General features: G+C 66.9%; 16 protein-coding genes, 1 tRNA gene and 1 pseudogene. 12 read left to right on the top strand and 6 right to left on the bottom strand.

From position 1 onward, the window contains the following. Positions 1–383: 383 nt before the first annotated feature. Entirely contained in the window at positions 384–1,370 is a 987-nt protein-coding gene (locus A5781_RS24220) for a diacylglycerol kinase family protein (protein WP_067213146.1), read from the bottom strand. A gap of 91 nt (positions 1,371–1,461) precedes the next feature. Between A5781_RS24220 and A5781_RS24215 the strand changes: the two genes are divergently transcribed. From A5781_RS24215 to A5781_RS25765, 4 genes are all read left to right on the top strand, one after another. Next, the gene (locus A5781_RS24215; protein WP_067213142.1) at positions 1,462–2,331 is read left to right on the top strand and encodes an oxidoreductase; all 870 of its coding nucleotides are present in this window, start codon (positions 1,462–1,464) and stop codon (positions 2,329–2,331) included. A 46-nt stretch (positions 2,332–2,377) separates the two neighbouring features. Further along, complete coding sequence (locus A5781_RS24210) at positions 2,378–3,307, top strand: DMT family transporter (RefSeq protein ID WP_067213139.1); 930 nt, start codon at positions 2,378–2,380, stop codon at positions 3,305–3,307. A gap of 828 nt (positions 3,308–4,135) precedes the next feature. Next, positions 4,136–5,272, top strand: coding sequence for a PPE family protein (locus A5781_RS24205; RefSeq protein WP_067213136.1), 1,137 nt, complete (start codon positions 4,136–4,138; stop codon positions 5,270–5,272). A 241-nt stretch (positions 5,273–5,513) separates the two neighbouring features. Beyond that, the gene (locus A5781_RS25765) at positions 5,514–5,747 is read left to right on the top strand and encodes a hypothetical protein (RefSeq protein WP_156622583.1); all 234 of its coding nucleotides are present in this window, start codon (positions 5,514–5,516) and stop codon (positions 5,745–5,747) included. Between the two features lie 166 nt (positions 5,748–5,913). Here A5781_RS25765 and A5781_RS24200 read toward each other — a convergent pair. Continuing rightward, positions 5,914–5,997: transfer RNA gene (locus tag A5781_RS24200), tRNA-Tyr, on the bottom strand. A gap of 69 nt (positions 5,998–6,066) precedes the next feature. Here A5781_RS24200 and A5781_RS24195 point away from each other — a divergent pair. The 6 genes from A5781_RS24195 (at position 6,067) to A5781_RS24170 (ending at position 12,230) form a co-directional block, all read left to right on the top strand. Next, a complete protein-coding gene (locus A5781_RS24195; protein ID WP_067213133.1) occupies positions 6,067–6,558 on the top strand; it encodes a YajQ family cyclic di-GMP-binding protein in 492 nt (163 codons plus the stop codon). A 63-nt stretch (positions 6,559–6,621) separates the two neighbouring features. Continuing rightward, positions 6,622–7,128, top strand: coding sequence for an antitoxin Xre/MbcA/ParS toxin-binding domain-containing protein (locus A5781_RS25760; RefSeq protein WP_067213130.1), 507 nt, complete (start codon positions 6,622–6,624; stop codon positions 7,126–7,128). After that, positions 7,125–7,751 carry an RES family NAD+ phosphorylase gene (locus A5781_RS24185; protein ID WP_197504032.1) on the top strand — a complete coding sequence of 209 codons (627 nt, stop codon included), beginning with the start codon at positions 7,125–7,127 and terminating at the stop codon, positions 7,749–7,751. The genes A5781_RS25760 and A5781_RS24185 overlap by 4 nt, the downstream gene beginning before the upstream one ends. Positions 7,752–7,822: 71 nt before the next feature. After that, positions 7,823–9,334, top strand: a complete 1,512-nt coding sequence (locus A5781_RS24180) for an NAD(P)/FAD-dependent oxidoreductase (protein WP_067213123.1) — start codon at positions 7,823–7,825, stop codon at positions 9,332–9,334. Between the two features lie 71 nt (positions 9,335–9,405). Next, positions 9,406–10,431 (top strand): NAD(P)H-dependent glycerol-3-phosphate dehydrogenase, encoded by a 1,026-nt coding sequence (locus A5781_RS24175; protein WP_156625012.1) that lies wholly within the window; start codon positions 9,406–9,408, stop codon positions 10,429–10,431. Positions 10,432–10,676: 245 nt separating this feature from the next. Beyond that, entirely contained in the window at positions 10,677–12,230 is a 1,554-nt protein-coding gene (locus A5781_RS24170; protein ID WP_067213117.1) for a SulP family inorganic anion transporter, read from the top strand. Between the two features lie 9 nt (positions 12,231–12,239). Here A5781_RS24170 and A5781_RS25375 read toward each other — a convergent pair. From A5781_RS25375 to grcC1, 3 genes and pseudogenes are all read right to left on the bottom strand, one after another. Continuing rightward, positions 12,240–12,394: pseudogene (locus tag A5781_RS25375) on the bottom strand (toxin-antitoxin system HicB family antitoxin); the annotation flags it as partial. Positions 12,395–12,433: 39 nt separating this feature from the next. Continuing rightward, a complete protein-coding gene (gene htpX / locus A5781_RS24165) occupies positions 12,434–13,294 on the bottom strand; it encodes a zinc metalloprotease HtpX (protein ID WP_067213114.1) in 861 nt (286 codons plus the stop codon). An 84-nt stretch (positions 13,295–13,378) separates the two neighbouring features. Continuing rightward, positions 13,379–14,395, bottom strand: a complete 1,017-nt coding sequence (gene grcC1 / locus A5781_RS24160) for a nonaprenyl/(2E,6E)-farnesyl/geranylgeranyl diphosphat synthase (RefSeq protein WP_067213111.1) — start codon at positions 14,393–14,395, stop codon at positions 13,379–13,381. Between the two features lie 15 nt (positions 14,396–14,410). Between grcC1 and menJ the strand changes: the two genes are divergently transcribed. Both menJ and A5781_RS24150 read left to right on the top strand, forming a co-directional pair. Beyond that, the gene (gene menJ, locus A5781_RS24155; RefSeq protein WP_156622580.1) at positions 14,411–15,649 is read left to right on the top strand and encodes a menaquinone reductase; all 1,239 of its coding nucleotides are present in this window, start codon (positions 14,411–14,413) and stop codon (positions 15,647–15,649) included. Between the two features lie 91 nt (positions 15,650–15,740). Continuing rightward, a complete protein-coding gene (locus tag A5781_RS24150; RefSeq protein ID WP_067213104.1) occupies positions 15,741–16,094 on the top strand; it encodes a DUF732 domain-containing protein in 354 nt (117 codons plus the stop codon). A gap of 7 nt (positions 16,095–16,101) precedes the next feature. Here A5781_RS24150 and A5781_RS24145 read toward each other — a convergent pair whose 3' ends face one another. Further along, complete coding sequence (locus A5781_RS24145) at positions 16,102–16,794, bottom strand: demethylmenaquinone methyltransferase (protein WP_067213096.1); 693 nt, start codon at positions 16,792–16,794, stop codon at positions 16,102–16,104. Positions 16,795–16,836: the final 42 nt, after the last annotated feature.

The raw sequence follows: 16,836 nt of genomic DNA, 5'->3' as shown, positions 1-16,836 counted from the left end.
CCGCTAATGGACACGAGGCAAAGCGTGCAGAGGCTTTTCCGACACTGCACATTGATCTCACAGGATAGGCTTTCCCAAAGTCACACATTGCGGGGAGCCCCATCCTCAACTACGGACTTCAGTATTTCAGTTTCCGCGTTCACCAGGGACTTTGGTCGGTAAAGCGTTCAGCAAGCCCGCGAATACTGAGATGCGTATTTACGTTGATGCTGAATTCTTGCCTTCGAATCCGTACGCAATTGTGCCGCCATTTCGTATCGCCGACGCAAAGGGCATAGCCGCGCCCGAACGATTGGAAATCTCGCGCTTGCGGACGACGTTGGCAAGTGATTTCCGCCACGGTTCAGTCGGCCCCCGCGTTGCGGATCTACTGAGATGCGGAGTCAGCCGGTCTGGGCGACGCGGATGAGCGGGCCGGCGCGGGCCACCAGCCGGGTGATACCGACGAACCGTTCGCCGTCGATGATCGGTGAGAGCGGCTCCCCGTCGGCCTCGATGATCATTTCGCGGCCATTGACGTCGCGCACCCCACGACCCCGGAGCGTGCCGTTGGTGAGCGCCGCGGGCAGTTGCGCAACGATTAGCGAAGGCCGCACCTCGCCGGCCTGGAAGTGCAACGCGCCGGGCTTCTCGGCTTTCGGGAAAAGCCGGAACGGCCCGCCGATCCGCAGGTCGATGGCGCCGGCGTGCAGCACGCGGTGCATCCGTGTCGGAACCTCCTCGCCGTCGATGACGACCCGGGCGCGCGTCGGGGCGAACAGCACGGACGCGTAATTGGAGTTCTGCGAACGGCCGACTTTCGTACCGAGGTAGTCGCGGAACGAGCGACCGATCACCCGAACGACTTCCCCTCGGCCATGATCGGGTTTCCCGTAATACATGTCGTAGAACCGATTTCCGACACCCCCGGCGGCCAGTCCGAAGCACAGACGATGGAACGCGGCGCCGTCGGCGGTCTCACCGTCGAGTTGCAAGGTGTCAAGGCGCATCTCGGGCGGGGGCCGATCCGCCTCGGCGGCGGCCGCCAGCGCGCGGATGATGGCATCCGGCCGGCCGCGCACGCGCGCCTTGCGGGCGACGGCGTTGACACTGCCCCCGTTGGTGGGGACGAATGTCGGCCAGCGCTCCGGGTCGCTCTCGCAACGCTCGATCTCGTTGATCAACCAGTGCAGCGCGCCGTCGCCGCCGTCCCCGACGAGGTGGGTGACCCGTGGATGGAGCTGGTCCAGGGTCTTGCCGAGGTCCTCGATCGAGGCGGTTTCGTGCACCTCGCCGAACGGACCGACGATGCGGCGCAACTCGGCGACGCGGTCGCCCCGCCCGCGGCGATTCCTGCGCGCGAGCGGATTGACGATGACCCCTAGGTACATCCGTGGCGTCCAGGTGAGGTTCCGCCGGCCATCCCACGCACGATACCTGCGGCGTCCCGGCGGGTGAGATCACGTAGTTAGGGTGGGCTGCATGCCTGGTTGGACCGCTGCAGACCTGCCTTCGTTCGCCGGACGCACCGTCGTGATCACCGGGGCCAACGCCGGTCTGGGCGAGGTCACCGCGCGGGAATTGGCGCGGGCCGGGGCCCGCGTCGTTCTGGCGGTGCGCAACACGGAGAAGGGCAAGGCCGCCGCCGAGCGGATGGCCGGCGACGTCGAGGTGCGCCAACTCGACCTGCAGGACCTGGGCTCGGTGCGGCGCTTCGCCGACGAGATGGCCACGCTGGACGTGCTGGTCAACAACGCCGGCATCATGGCCACCAAACCTGCGGTGACCGCCGACGGCTTCGAGGGCCAGATCGGCACCAACCACCTCGGCCACTTCGCGTTGACCAACCTGCTGCTGCCCAAGCTGACCGACCGGGTGGTGACGGTGTCCTCGCTGATGCACCACTTCGGCTACATCAGCCTCAAAGACCTGAACTGGCAGTCCCGCCCATATTCGGCGTGGCTGGCTTACAGCCAGTCCAAGCTCGCCAACCTGCTGTTCACCAGTGAACTGCAGCGGCGTCTGGGCACCGCCGGGTCTCCCCTGCGCGCGCTGGCCGCCCACCCCGGCTGGTCGCACACGAACCTGCAAGGCAACTCCGGACGAAAGCTGGGCGACGCGGCGGTGTTGGCGGTCGACCGCATCGTGTCCACCGATGTCGACTTCGGCGCCCGCCAGACGCTGTACGCGGTGTCGCAGGATCTGCCGGGCGACACCTTCGTCGGTCCGCGCTTCGGTCTGTACGGCCGCACCCAGCCGACTTGGCGTAACTGGCCGGCCAGGCGGGCCGGCACCGCCGCGGCGCTGTGGGACTTATCCGAAGAGCTCACGGGTACCGCGTTCCCGCTCTGAACCGAGCTCGGCGGGCGGTTTGCCGGGGCCCGACTAGATTAGTGGCATGTCGAGGGCTGATATGGCGGCGATTCTCGCCCTGTGCGCCGCGCTGGCGTCGGCGATCGGCAACGTGGTCCGTCAGCGCTCCGCCCAGGAGGTCACCGACAAACCCGTCGGCCACCTGGCACTCTTCGGCATGCTGTTGCGCGATACGCGTTGGTGGATGGGCGGTCTCGGAGACATCGCCAGCTACATCTTGCTGGCGGCGGCCCTGGACAAGGGCTCGGTGCTGTTGGTGATGTCGCTGCAGGTGACCGCGCTGCTGTTCGCACTGCCGATCTACGCGCGGATGAGCCGCCACCCGGTCACCCGCGCGGAGTGGGTGTGGGCGGTGTTGCTGACCGCGGCGTTGGTGGTCGTCATCGCGGTCGGCGATCCGACCGGCGGCGAGCAGCGCGCAGCGCCACACGTGTGGCTGATCGTCGCCATCGCGATGGGCCCGCCGCTGCTCCTGGGATTGCTGGGCGCCCGGATCTGGTCGGACCGCCCGGTGGCCGCGCTGCTGCTGGCCGCGGTCGCCGGTTCGTTGCTGGCGGTGTTCGCGGTGCTGATGAAGGGCGTAGTCGACATCCTCGAACACAACCCCGAGCAGTTGTGGACCAGACCCGAGCTGTACGGCTGGGTGTTCTGTGGGGCGGCCGGAATGATCTTCCATCAATCGGCTTACCGCGCAGGCGCTTTGACCGCGTCGTTGCCGACGATCATCGCCGCGAAACCCATTGTCGGCGCGGTTCTTGGGATCACCGTCCTCGGCGAGACGTTGGACGCCCACGGCTTTGATTGGGTCGTGCTGGCCGTGGCGGCGGCGTTGGTGATCGTCGCGACGGTGGGGCTGGCTCACGGCGAGGCCGCGACCGTGTCGGCCGGCTCCGGCCGCGACGTGCGGACCGCCGACGAGCCGAAACCGCCGTCGCCGCAACGCTTGAGCGGGTGAACCCTCCGGTCCGACGAACGTTGGGGCAGGTACATGATTCGAGCCTGTCGCCGGCTGCGCAGGTTTGCGCGATGCTCGACTGCCGTCATCACAAAGTGCGACACTTGTGTCGGTGGCTTCTAACACGGCGGCCATCGGGGATCAGGAGAGGAAGAAAGGATGAGGAGGGCAATGAGGGCGTCCGTGGCGGCGCTGATGGCACTGGCACCCCTCTGCATTCCACCAGCACAAGCGCGCGCCGACCCTTGTGCCGGCATCACGGATCCCACGGCCTACCAGGCTTGCATCGACAGATCCCCGACCGATGACACGATGCACGGCCCCCGAATGGGCAATTGCGAGGCCAGCCCCGACTACGGACAACTGGGCCAAATTTGTCGGGACGCCTGGGTTCGAAAGTCTCTGCCCTCCCGTGGGCCAGATGGGTTCGCCACTTAGGCCCTATGTGTGTGCCAGGGGTTTTCGACCGAACCCGATCCTGGCGGTCTGACCCGCACAGGCGTCCACTGGCGCGTTTCGCGGAAAGATTCAGGGTCGGAATCCGGAGCGACTGCCCTGGCTTTCGGCGCTGGTGACGAATAGACGTCGCGAAGCGCCGCCGAATCGGCGCCGCGGCTTGACCAAATGAATCTCACAATTCCCGAAGTGAGTAACCCCGCGGGCGAATACGCTGTCAATCGACCAGTCGGGCCACGTAGGGGGCAGGAACGTCACCGAAAGGGACAACACGTGGGACGCGAAAATCGGTTCCTTAGCGGACCTCAGGCCGTGCGGGCCCGCATGCGTGGCATGAGGATTACCGACTCCAAGCTTTGACAGGGGTCAGCGATGGACTTTTGGGCTCCTCCCGAGATCACCTCGGCGCTGATTCATTCAGGGCCGGGGCCCGGATCATTGCTCACCGCCGCCGAAGTCTGGCGCCAGCTGGCAATCGAGCTGGGACAGACCGCCACCGGCTACGCCTCGATCGTGACGGCCATTCCCTGGCAAGGGCCATCAGCGACGGCGATGACCGCATCCACCCTTCCCTATGTCGCCTGGCTACAGACCACCTCGCTGCAGGCCGCTCATATGTCGATGGCGGCGACCACGATGGCCAGCTCGTTCGCCGCCACCCAGGCGGCCATGGTGCACCCCAGCGTGGTCACCGCCAACCGCGCGCTGCTGGCGCACCTGATCGCGACAAACGTTTTCGGTATCAACTTTCCCGCCATCGCTGTCACCGAGACCCAGTACCTGCAGATGTGGGCGGATAACACGACCGCGATGCTGGGCTACAACGCCAGCAGCCTGCAGACCATGGCGATGCCGACGTTCAACCCGCCGTCCCCGATGACCAGTCCGACCGCCACTACGGTTCAAACGGCTGCGGTGGGCAGGGCGGCAGCGGCCGCCCCGCTGGCGCTCGCCCCGGCGGCAACACCCGACCCCACGCAATTCTTCGCCAATCCGTTCGTTCAGACCGTCAACGGTTATCTGCAAAACCTGGTCAGCAGCGGCGTCTTCAACCCGCAGTCCCTGATAGGTTTGGTCACGGGCGGCCACGATTACTTCCCCGGTCAGTTCCCAGACGTCCTGGCCGCCACCCCCCGCAACCTGGCCATTGCCTACAACATCACCGGTCCCGAGGCTGTGGGAGGGGCTCCCAACATCTATGCCACGCCCTATCCCACGCCCGCCGCTACGGCCGGTGCGGTAGAGAGTTCGGCCACCGCTTCTCTGGGCAAGGGCATGTACGTCGGCAATCTCGTGGTCCCGCCTTCGGCGGTCACCGCCCCGATCCAGCTGTCGGCCGCACAGGCCCCATTGATGGCAACGACAGCCGAGGGCGCGCCGCTCACCCCGATGTTCATCCCACCGATGCCACCGGGGGCACGTAAAGCCCAGCGGGATAAGCCCGACGAGAAGGGCTATGGCCCGCCGATCTTCGGCAACATCATGCGGCCACCTCCGTCAGGCGGATAGACGAAGGCATCCGGCGGGTATAGCGCGTTCGCCGGTCTCGACCAAATACGTTGTACTGCAAGCATTTACTCTGGGCCATGAAGGTCTCGAGACAGCGGTGCCGCTCTCGTGCCTGATTGATCGATCGATCTAACTAGTTTGCTGGTTGGGTTTTCGGCGACTACCACATGCGCGTCGAGTCGCCGTCTGCCTCGATGTACCCCATAATCGGTGACCATCAGGGGTCAAGAAAGGACAACCCGTGAAGAAGGCATTAACGGGGGTGTCGGCGGCGGCAGCCATAGCGCTGGCGCTGCTCTGCATTCCGGCGGCACAAGCACACGCCGACGATCCCTGTAGCGGCATCACTGATCCCGCCGCCCATCAGGCTTGCATCGGCGGATTCCCGCACGATAACGCCATGCGCAGACATCTGCTGGGCGATTGCGAAGGCGCAAGCCCCTTTGACGGGCAGTTGGGCCAAGTTTGTGGGTAACTCTGGGTCCGCGCCCCGGGTTTCAGCCCTTCCCACATAGCCCTGCACCCCTTGGGGCGCTCAAACCAATGGGCCCGGGACGGGCTGTGGCGGGCCGATCAGCTCATGCCTACTCACTCTGCACTGAAGCCGGCCGCAGCGGGACAAACTAGTCCCTGACGAACGTTGGTGGCAGGTACAGGATTCGAACCTGTGAAGCTTTCGCGACGGATTTACAGTCCGCTCCCATTGGCCGCTCGGGCAACCTGCCGCCAGACAGGTTACAACGAGGGGGTAGACAAAGCACAAACGGCCATCACCGGATGAAGGGACGGATCGAATGGCGGACTCATCGTTCGACATTGTCAGCAAAGTCGAGCGCCAAGAGGTCGACAACGCACTCAATCAGGCCGCCAAAGAGCTGGCCACCCGCTTCGACTTCCGCGGCACCGACACCACGATCGCGTGGAAGGGCGACGAGGCTATCGAGCTGACGTCGTCGACCGAGGAGCGCGTCAAGGCGGCCGTCGACGTCTTCAAGGAGAAGCTGATCCGCCGCGACATCTCGATGAAGGCCTTCGACGCCGGCGAACCGCAGGCGTCGGGAAAGACGTACAAGGTCAGCGGCACCCTCAAGCAGGGCATCGACAGCGAGCACGCCAAAAAGATCACCAAGCTGATCCGCGACGACGGGCCCAAGGGCGTCAAGACGCAGATCCAGGGCGACGAGATCCGGGTCAGCAGCAAAAAGCGCGACGACCTGCAGGCCGTCATCGCGATGCTCAAGCAGGCCGACCTCGACGTCGCGCTGCAGTTCGTCAATTACCGGTAGCTCCCGTGCGTTCGGTTCGTGCAGTAGAATGAACTGCACGAACCGAACTTTGGAGCGATCCCCATGACCACCGTCGCCGAGCTGGCCACCGCCCACGAGCGCCTACGCGAAAGCGCGCAGGCGGTGGGCGTTGCGCTGTCGTCGGTCGCCGTCTACACCGAACCCGCGGTGGCGCGGGCGGTACAGGCCGAGCAGAACCTGTACGCCCGCATCGAGGCCGAGTTCGGGATGCTGAGCAGCACCGACGCCGGTAAGCGGATGGGCTCACGGTCCAGCGCGCCGCGCAACCTGGCCACCACCGCCCACCGCAACAAGGCGCTGGTCGCCGTGCGGCGCGGCAACTACCTCGCCTACCCCGGCTTCCAGTTCGGCCCGGACGGGAAACCGCTGGCGGTCATCGCCCGGCTGCGCGAGATCGCGGAGGACAACGGCTGGTCGGAGGCCGGGTTGGTGCAGTGGCTGTGCTCGCCCACCACCTACCTGGACGGGCAGCGGCCCGTGGACCGCCTCGCCACCGAGCCGGATCGCGTCGTTGCGGTCGCTGCGGAGGCCCTGGCCGTCTCGTGGTGAGGCGACCCCCGGACCCGTTCGACCCGGCCACGGCCACCCTGCCGGCGGGACACCCGCTCTACCGCGTGCTGTCGGCGGCGCGCACCGCCACCGACTTCAACCCCGGCATCGGCGCGCGCACCCGCTTCGGTTTCTTCGGCGACCCGGTCGTGCCGATCATGTACGCGGCCGATACCGAGGATGCGGCCATCGCCGAGACGCTCCTGCACGACATTCCCGTCGAGGGTGGCCTGCTCCCCTACGACCAATACGCGGACAAAGTGCTCGTCCGGCTGGAAGTGACCCGGCCCGTGCGTCTGGGCGTGCTGCATGGCACCGGGCTGCGACGCCTCAAGGTCACCGCCGCCGAGCTGACGGCGAGCCCAGCGTCGAGCTACGACACCACGGTGCGTTGGGCCGAAGCCGCGCACGGCGCCGGGCTGGACGGGCTGGTGTGGATGTCGCGGCAATGCAACGACACCAAGGCCTACGTGTTCTTCGGCGACAGGTGCGGCCCCGGAACAGACCCAGCCTTCGCTCAGGACCCGTCCCACGCGCGCATCTTCGCCAGCCCGGCCGACCAGATCTGGCTGATCGACCGGTGCGCGCCGCTGCACGTCGACGTGCTGATGGAGCCGTTATGACGATCACTGGCCCGGCCAACGGGTGGGTGCCTACTCTAGTGACCAGTCCCACAATGTGAGCGAGGTTCACGATGACCGTGACTCCCCAGGAAGCCGACGGCCAGACGCCGACCGAGGCCGACTACTCCGACGTAATCATCGTCGGCGCCGGCATCTCCGGCATCGACGCGGCCTACCGAATCAGCGAGCGCAACCCCCAGCTGACCTACACCATCCTGGAGCGGCGCGCGCAGATCGGCGGCACGTGGGACTCGTTCCGCTACCCCGGGGTGCGCTCGGACAGCAGCATCTTCACGCTGTCCTTCCCGTTCGAGCCGTGGACGCGAAAGGAAGGCGTGGCCGACGGCGTCCACATCCGCGAGTACCTCGCCGCCACCGCGCACAAGTACGGCATCGATCGCCACATTCGGTTCAACAGTTACGTCCGCTCGGCCGACTGGGATTCGTCCACAGACACCTGGACGGTCACCGTCGAGCAGGACGGCGCGCGGAAGCTCTACCGTTGCCGATTTCTCTTCTTCGGCAGCGGCTACTACAACTACGACGAGGGGTACACCCCCGAGTTCCCCGGCATCGAAACCTTCGGCGGCGCAGTGGTGCATCCCCAGCACTGGCCGGAAGGCCTGGACTACACCGGCAAGAAGGTCGTGGTGATCGGCAGCGGGGCCACCGCGGTGACGCTGCTTCCCTCGCTGTCGGACCGGGCCGCCAAAGTGACCATGCTGCAACGCTCGCCCACCTATCTCATCTCGGCGTCGAAGTACGGCACGGTTGCCGCCGCCGCGCGGAAAGTGTTGCCCCGCAGGCCGGCCCATCTCGTGGTCCGGATGTACAGCGCGCTGACCGAAGCGGTGTTCTTCGCCCTCTCGCGCAAGGCGCCCGGGCTGGTGCGATGGCTGCTGCGGCGCAAGGCGATCAGCAGCCTGCCCGCCGGCTATGACGTCGACACCCACTTCAAACCGCGCTACAACCCGTGGGACCAACGGATGTGCCTGATCCCCGACGCCGACCTGTACAACGCCATCGCCGCCGGCCGCGCCGACGTGGTCACCGATCACATCGACCATTTCGACGCGACCGGCATCGCGCTGAAGTCCGGCGGGCACCTCGACGCCGACATCATCGTCACCGCCACCGGCCTGCAGCTGCAGGCCTTGGGCGGGACCGCGATCAGCCTGGACGGCAACGAGATCAAGACCAACGACCGCTTCGTCTATAAGGCCCACATGCTCGAGGACGTGCCAAACCTGTTCTGGTGCGTCGGCTACACCAACGCATCATGGACGCTGCGCGCCGACATCACCGCCCGGGCCACGGCAAAGCTGCTGGCGCACATGACCGCTCACGGCTACACCCACGCCTACCCGCATCGGGGCAACGAGCCGATGACCGAGAAGCCGTCGTGGGACATCAACGCCGGCTACGTGCTGCGGTCGGTGCACGCGCTGCCGAAATCGGGAACCAAGCGGCCCTGGAACGTGCGGCAGAACTACCTCGCCGACGCCATCGACTACCGCTTCGACCGCGTCGAGGAATCGATGGTGTTCGGCCGGGCATCCGACCGGGCACCGCTGGCGGGCTGACCGCTATCCGGTGCTGCCGGAAGTTCGTGAACTGCTACTAAATGACAGGTGTCGGCAATACGCTGATCGCCATGGCAGCTGAGAAGCGTGAACCCAAAGTCGTTGTCCTTGGTGGCGGTTCCTGGGGAACCACGGTGGCGTCCATCTGCGCGCGCCGCGGCCCGACGCTGCAATGGGTCCGCTCGGAGGAGACCGCAAGCGACATCAACGACAAGCACCGCAACAGCCGCTATCTCGGCAACGACGTGGTGTTGAGCGACACCCTGCGCGCCACCACCGACTTCGCCGAGGCGGCGAACTCCGCCGACGTCGTGGTGATGGGCGTGCCCTCCCACGGCTTCCGGGGCGTGCTGGCCGAGCTGGCCAAGGAACTGCGGCCGTGGGTGCCGGTGGTGTCATTGGTCAAGGGCCTCGAGCAGGGCACCAACATGCGAATGTCGCAGATCATCGAGGAGGTCCTGCCCGGCCATCCCGCGGGCATCCTGGCTGGGCCGAACATCGCGCGCGAGGTCGGCGAGGGCTACGCCGCCGCGGCGGTGCTGGCCATGCCCGACCAGCATCTGGCGACCCGGCTGTCCGGACTGTTCCGCACCCGGCGTTTCCGGGTGTACACCACCGACGACGTGATCGGCGTCGAGATGGCCGGGGCGCTGAAGAACGTCTACGCCATCTCAGTCGGGATGGGCTATTCCCTGGGCATCGGGGAAAACACCCGCGCGCTGGTGATCGCGCGCGCGCTGCGCGAGATGACCAAGCTCGGCGTGGCCATGGGCGGCAATCCCGAGACCTTCCCCGGCCTGGCCGGCCTGGGCGACCTCATCGTGACCTGCACCAGCCAGCGCAGCCGCAACCGTCACGTCGGCGAACAACTGGGCGCCGGCAAGCCGATCGACGAGATCATCTCCTCGATGAACCAGGTCGCCGAGGGCGTCAAGGCCGCCAGCGTGATCATGGAGTTCGCCAACGAGTTCGGACTGAACATGCCGATCGCCCGCGAAGTCGACGCGGTGATCAACCACGGGTCGACCGTCGAAGAGGCCTACCGCGGCCTGATCGCCGAGGTCCCGGGCCACGAGGTGCACGGTTCGGGATTCTGAGATGTCCGTCAGATGATGCGGAATTTAAATCTTTGCGTTCCATATGGGATTGGCCCGTCCGCTTGACCCCGGGTTTGCCAGCAAAATACCGTCACTAACGCAGCCAGGGGTTCCCGGCCATGATCCTGTGGATCCGGCCGGGTCGTAACCGTTTGTGCGCCAAGGTGTTACGCCGACGTAATACAACGCAATTCGGGGCGGATATCGGAACTTCCCCCGCTAACTCCTAACGAGGGACGCGACCGATGCAAAACATCGAACAGCTCGGCAATCAACCTCCCGACCAGGCCAAGGACTCACGCAAAGATCGGGTGCGATCGATCATCCGCCACGACCTTCCTTCATCACTCGTGGTTTTCCTGGTCGCACTCCCCTTGTCCTTGGGCATCGCGATCGCATCCAACGCCCCGGTGCTCGCCGGCCTCATCGCCGCGATCGTCGGGGGCATCGTGGTCGGCGCCATCGGCGGATCACCGCTGCAAGTCAGCGGCCCCGCGGCCGGCCTGACCGTCGTCGTCGCCGACCTGGTATCCGACTTCGGTTGGGGCGTAACGTGTTTGATCACCGTCGCCGCGGGCGCCCTGCAGGTGCTGTTGGGCCTCAGCCGCGTCGCACGGGCGGCCCTGGCGATCTCACCGGTGGTGGTGCACGCGATGCTGGCCGGCATCGGCATCACGATCGCGCTGCAGCAGGCGCACGTGCTGCTCGGCGGAAAGTCCAAGAGCACGGCCTGGCACAATCTCATCGGCCTGCCGGGCCAGATCATCGGCGCGCACCGGCCCGGGGTCATCCTGGGCGTACTGGTCATCGTCATCCTCGTGGGCTGGCGGTGGGTTCCGGCCAAGGTGCGCCGCGTTCCGGGACCTTTGGTCGCGATCGTGGCCGTGACGGTGGTGTCGGTAGTCTTTCCGTTCCATGTGCGCCGGATCGACCTCGAGGGGTCGCCGCTGGACGCATTGCAACTGCCCGACATTCCGCACGACAACTGGGGCGCGGTGGCGATCGGCGTGATCACCGTCGCGCTCATCGCCAGCGTCGAGAGCCTGCTGTCGGCGGTCTCGGTCGACCGCATGCACAACGGGCCGCGCACCGACTTCGACCGCGAGCTGGTCGGACAAGGCGCCGCCAACATCGTGTCGGGGGCCGTCGGAGGGCTGCCGGTCACCGGTGTCATCGTCCGCAGCTCCACCAATGTCAACGCGGGCGCCAAATCGCGCGCCTCGGCCTTGATGCACGGCGTATGGATCCTGTTGTTCACCATCCCGTTCGCCGGGCTGGTCGACGAGATCCCCACCGCCGCACTTGCCGGCCTGCTCATCGTCATCGGCATTCAGCTGCTCAAGCCGGCACACATCGAAACCGCCATGAAGCATGGCGATCTCGCCGTGTACGTCGTGACCGCCGTCAGCGTCGTCTTCCTCAATCTGCTGCACGGCGTCCTGATCGGGCTCGCGTTGGCCATCGCGTTGACCGGTTGGCGGGTGATCCGGGCCAAGGTCGATGCCAATCCCGTCGACGGCGGGTGGCAGGTGCTCATCGAGGGTGCGGCCTGCACATTCCTGGCGCTCCCGCGGCTGACGCGGGTGCTGGCGTCCATACCCGCCGGATCCGTTGTCACCGTTGAGGTTTCGGTGCACTACCTGGATCACGCGGCGCACCAGGCGATCAGCGACTGGCAGCACCAGCATGAGGCCAACGGCGGCACGGTGCGCATCCGGGGAGGGCTCGAGACGGGCCATTCCACTCGCAGGGATGCAAGTGAGGCCATCGGACCCGAAAGGCCCGAGGCCGCCGCCTGAGTGGCGTGCTTAATCCCACCCGGAGAGCCCGAAGGTGCTGCTCGGCCTTCGCCCGCTGAGTTTCTGGACTATCCACTGGTTCATCGGCACCCCTGCTCGACAGCTTCCAGCACCAGGCGGCCATGCAGCTGCGGCGACGTTCTGACCAGGAATTTCCCGCTATAGCGGCCACAGCCTGCGGCGCGGTCGGCGCTTCGCGCTAGCTAGCCCCGGGCCATCGCCTCCAGGCGCCGGATGCGGTCCTCGATCGGCGGGTGCGTCGAGAACAGCGACCCGATACGCTCGCCCGCGCGGAACGGGTTCGCGATCATCAAGTGCGCCTGGCTGGCCAGCTGCGGCTCCGGCGGCAGCGGGGCGGCCTGAACACCACCCGAGATCTTGCGCAGCGCAGACGCCAAAGCCAGCGGGTCGCCCGTCAACACCGCGCCCGATTCGTCCGCCTGGTACTCGCGCGACCGGGACACCGCCAACCGCACCACGGTGGCGGCGATCGGGCCCAGCAACGAAACCAGCAGCAGCGCAAAGGGATTCTCGCCGTCCCGGTTACCGCCGAACATGCCGGCCCACATCGCCATGTTGGCCAGGGCGGTGATGATCGACGCCATCGCGCCGGCGATGCAGGAGATGAGGATGTCCCGGTTGTAGACGTGGGACAGCTCGTGTCCCAGCACCGCTCGCAGCTCACGCTCGTTGAGGATGTCCAAAATGCCGGTGGTGCAGCAGACGGCGGCGTTGCGCGGGTTGCGGCCGGTCGCGAACGCGTTGGGCGCGTTGGTGTCGCTGATGTACAGCCGGGGCATCGGCTGATGCGCGGCGGTGGCGAGCTCGCGCACGATCCGGTAAATCATCGGCGCCTGCAGCTCGGACACCGGTTGCGCGTGCATCGCCCGCAGCGCGAGCTTGTCGCTGTTGTAGTACGTGTAGATGTTCATCCCGACGGCGAACAGCACCGCCAGGAACATCGCCGTCCTGCCGAACAGCGACCCGACAAACACGATCAACGCGGACATACCGACCAGCAGGGCGAAGGTCTTAGCCCTGTTGGCATGGGGATGCCAGGTCATCGATGTCCTCCTACGAGAGCCCGTTCATTGCTTGACTGTTGTCAATTCAACGCCCGAGATGACCCTCCGGGTTCCACCGACGCGCTATCCGTGCCGGCTGATGGTGTATCCGACCAGCGTCTGCAGCGCGTGCCGGCCGGGAACGTCGGGCAAAAGGGCCAGCTCGTCGCGCGCTTGGGCCGCGTATTCCGCCAAGGTGTGCTTGGCCTTCGCCATGCCCGGGGACGCCCGCAACAGCGCCAGCGCCTCGGCCACCGCATCGTCGTCCTCGATGGGCCCGGCCAGCAGCTCACGCAACCGCGCCCCGTCGGGCCCGGGTTCGCGCAGCGCGTAGACCATCGGCAGGGTGTGCACGCCCTCGCGGACGTCGGTGCCCGGTAGCTTGCCGGACTCGTGCGAGTCGCTGTCGATGTCGATGATGTCGTCGGAGATCTGGAAGGCGGTGCCCACGATGCCGCCGAGCCGGCTGAGCCGCTCGACCTGCTCGGCATCGGCGCCCGAGAACATGGCGCCGAACCGGCCCGCCGCGGCGATCAGGCAGGCGGTCTTCTCGTAGACCACCTTCAGGTAGTGCTCGATCGGGTCGGCCCCTTCGGCCGGGCCTGTCAGGCCGCGCGTCTCGCGCATCTGCCCCGTCACCAGCTGGGCGAACGTCTCGGCGATCAGCCGCACCGCCTCGGGTCCCAGCCGCGACACCAACCGCGATGCCGTGGCAAACAGGTAGTCCCCGGCCAGGATCGCGACGTTGTTTCCCCAGCGGACGTTCGCGGTGGGGGCGCCGCGGCGCACCTCCGCCTCGTCCATCACGTCGTCGTGGTAGAGCGTGGCCAGGTGAACCAGTTCGATGACCGCGCCGGCGATGGTCACGTCGTGCGCGTCGGGGTCCGGCCCGATCTGGGCGGACAGCACCGTGAACAACGGCCGGAATCGCTTGCCGCCGGCCTTGAATAGGTGCGTCAGCGACTCGGTCATCACCTCGTCGGCGCTGCGCAGTTCGGTGTCCATGAGCTGCTCGATCCGCCCGACGCCGTCGCGCACCGTCGCGGCGAACGCGGGGTCACCGAAGTCAACGCCCGCCACCACCGTCGCCGGAGTACTCACTCGACCAACATACTGGTGAGCGTGGAGACCCAAGCCGACCTGGTGGTCGTGGGCGCCGGACCCGCCGGTTCGGCTGCCGCCGCGTGGGCCGCACGCGCGGGCAACGACGTCCTGGTCATCGACTCCGCCAGCTTTCCGCGGGACAAGCCCTGCGGTGACGGGCTGACCCCCCGCGCGGTCGCCGAGTGCGAGCGCCTCGGGCTGGGCGACTGGCTGGACACCCGCATCCGGCATCGCGGCCTGCGGATGAGCGGGTTCGGCGGCGAGGTGGAAGTCGACTGGCCGGGCCCGTCGTTTCCCTCGACCGGCAGCGCAGTGGCCCGGCTCGAGTTGGACGACCGGATCCGCAAGGTCGCCGAGGATTCCGGTGCGCGGATGATGCTGGGAACGAAAGCCGTTGCGGTGCATCATGACTCGTCCAGACGAGTGGTGTCGCTGACGTTGGCCGATGGCACGGAGGTGGGTTGCCGCCAGTTGATCGTGGCCGATGGGGCCCGGTCTTCGCTGGGCCGCAAGCTAGGTCGGCGTTGGCACCAGGAGACGGTCTATGGCGTCGCGGCCCGCGGGTACCTGGCCACTTCGCGCGCCGACGACCCGTGGCTGACGTCGCATCTGGAGCTGCGCTCCCCCGACGGCGCGGTGCTCCCCGGCTACGGCTGGATCTTCCCGCTGGGCAACGGTGAGGTGAACATCGGCGTCGGGGCTTTGTCAACGGTGAAACGACCGGCCGACCTGGCGCTGCGACCGCTGATCAACTACTACACCGACCTGCGCCGCGACGAATGGGGCTTCACCGGGCCGCCGCGGGCCGTGGCGTCGGCGCTGCTGCCGATGGGCGGCGCGGTGTCCGGGGTGGCCGGGCCCAACTGGATGCTGATCGGCGACGCCGCGGCCTGCGTCAACCCCCTCAACGGCGAGGGCATCGACTACGGGCTGGAAACGGGGCGGCTGGCGGCCGAACTGCTGGACTGCTGTCGCCCCTCTCAAGACCTGTCCCACGTGTGGCCGTCGCTGCTGCAGCAGCACTACGGCCGGGGGTTCTCGGTCGCGCGCCGGCTGGCCTTGTTGCTGACCTTTCAGCGGTTTCTGCCTTCTACGGGGCCGATCGCGATGCGCTCCCCGAAGCTGATGACCCTCGCCGTAAGGGTCATGGCCAACCTGGTCACCGATGACGACGCCGACTGGGTGGCGCGGGCCTGGCGGGGCGGTGGGCGGCTGTCTCGGCTGATCGATCGCCGAGTGCCGTTCAGTTGAGCCGCTGACGTGCGGAAAGAGACTTACCGGCCTGGTGGCGGCAGTTGACAATTTTCCGCGCGCTTCGGGCGAGCGGTGTATAGTCCGGCTAATGAAGGGAACGAAGCTGGCTACTATCGGCGGCCTGGCCGCCGCCGCCATCGCGCTGGCCGCGCCCGCGCTGGCCTCGCCGCCGCCGTCTAATGACTACGACGCCCCGTTCAAGAACACTGTCAACGGCTTCGGCATCTACCAGCCGCAGGACCAGCTCGCCTGGCTGGGCAAGATCACCTGCGACCGGATCGGCAGGGGTGTGGACGGCGACCCGTACAAGTCGGCCAACTTCATTCAGCACAACCTGCCGCGGGGCACCACCCAGGGCCAGGCGTTCCAGTTCCTCGGCGCCGCGGTTGACCACTACTGCCCCGACCAGGTCGGCTTCGTCCAGCGCGCCGGTACCCACTAGGTCCTTCTCAACGCAGGGGCTTGTACCCCGCGTGTAAGGCCACGATGCCGCCGGTCAGGTTGCGCCACCGCACCGCCGCCCATCCCGCACGTGAGATGTCGTGCGCCAGGCTCGCCTGGTCCGGCCACGCCCTGATCGACTCCGCGAGGTAGACGTAGGCATCGGGGTTGCTGGAGACCGCGCGCGCCACCCGCGGCAGTGCACGCATCAGATACTCCTTGTAGGCCGTGGCGAAGATCCGGTTGGTGGGCGTGGAGAATTCGCACACCACCAACCGCCCACCCGGCCGGGTGACACGCGCCATCTCGCGCAGCGCCGCCTGGGGGTCCACGACATTGCGCAAACCGAAACTGATTGTGACAGCGTCGAATACGTCATCGCCGAACGGCAGCCGCGTGGCGTCGGCGGCGATCTTGGGCACGTTGCGCGCGGCACCCGCCGCCAGCATGCCGACCGAGAAATCGGCCGCAACACACCACGCCCCCGATTTCCTCAACTCGACGGTGGATACCGCGGTGCCCGCGGCCAGGTCCAACACCTTTTGGCCAGGTCCGATCGCCAGCGCCGACCGGGTGGCTTGCCGCCAGTAGTGGTCCTGCCCCAACGACAGCACGGTATTGGTCACGTCATAGCGGCGGGCAACGCCGTCGAACATCGACGCGACATCCCGGGGGTCCTTGTCCAACGCCGCGCGATTCACGATGAAGACGCTACCTGCCGGGAATTAGGTGGCGACATCGGC

The sequence above is a fragment of the Mycobacterium sp. 852002-30065_SCH5024008 genome, assembly GCF_001665645.1.
GTDB classification, from domain to species: Bacteria; Actinomycetota; Actinomycetes; order Mycobacteriales; family Mycobacteriaceae; genus Mycobacterium; species Mycobacterium paraffinicum.
The sequence above is the reverse complement of the archived record's forward strand: the minus strand, read 5'-3'. Positions and strand labels throughout refer to the sequence as shown.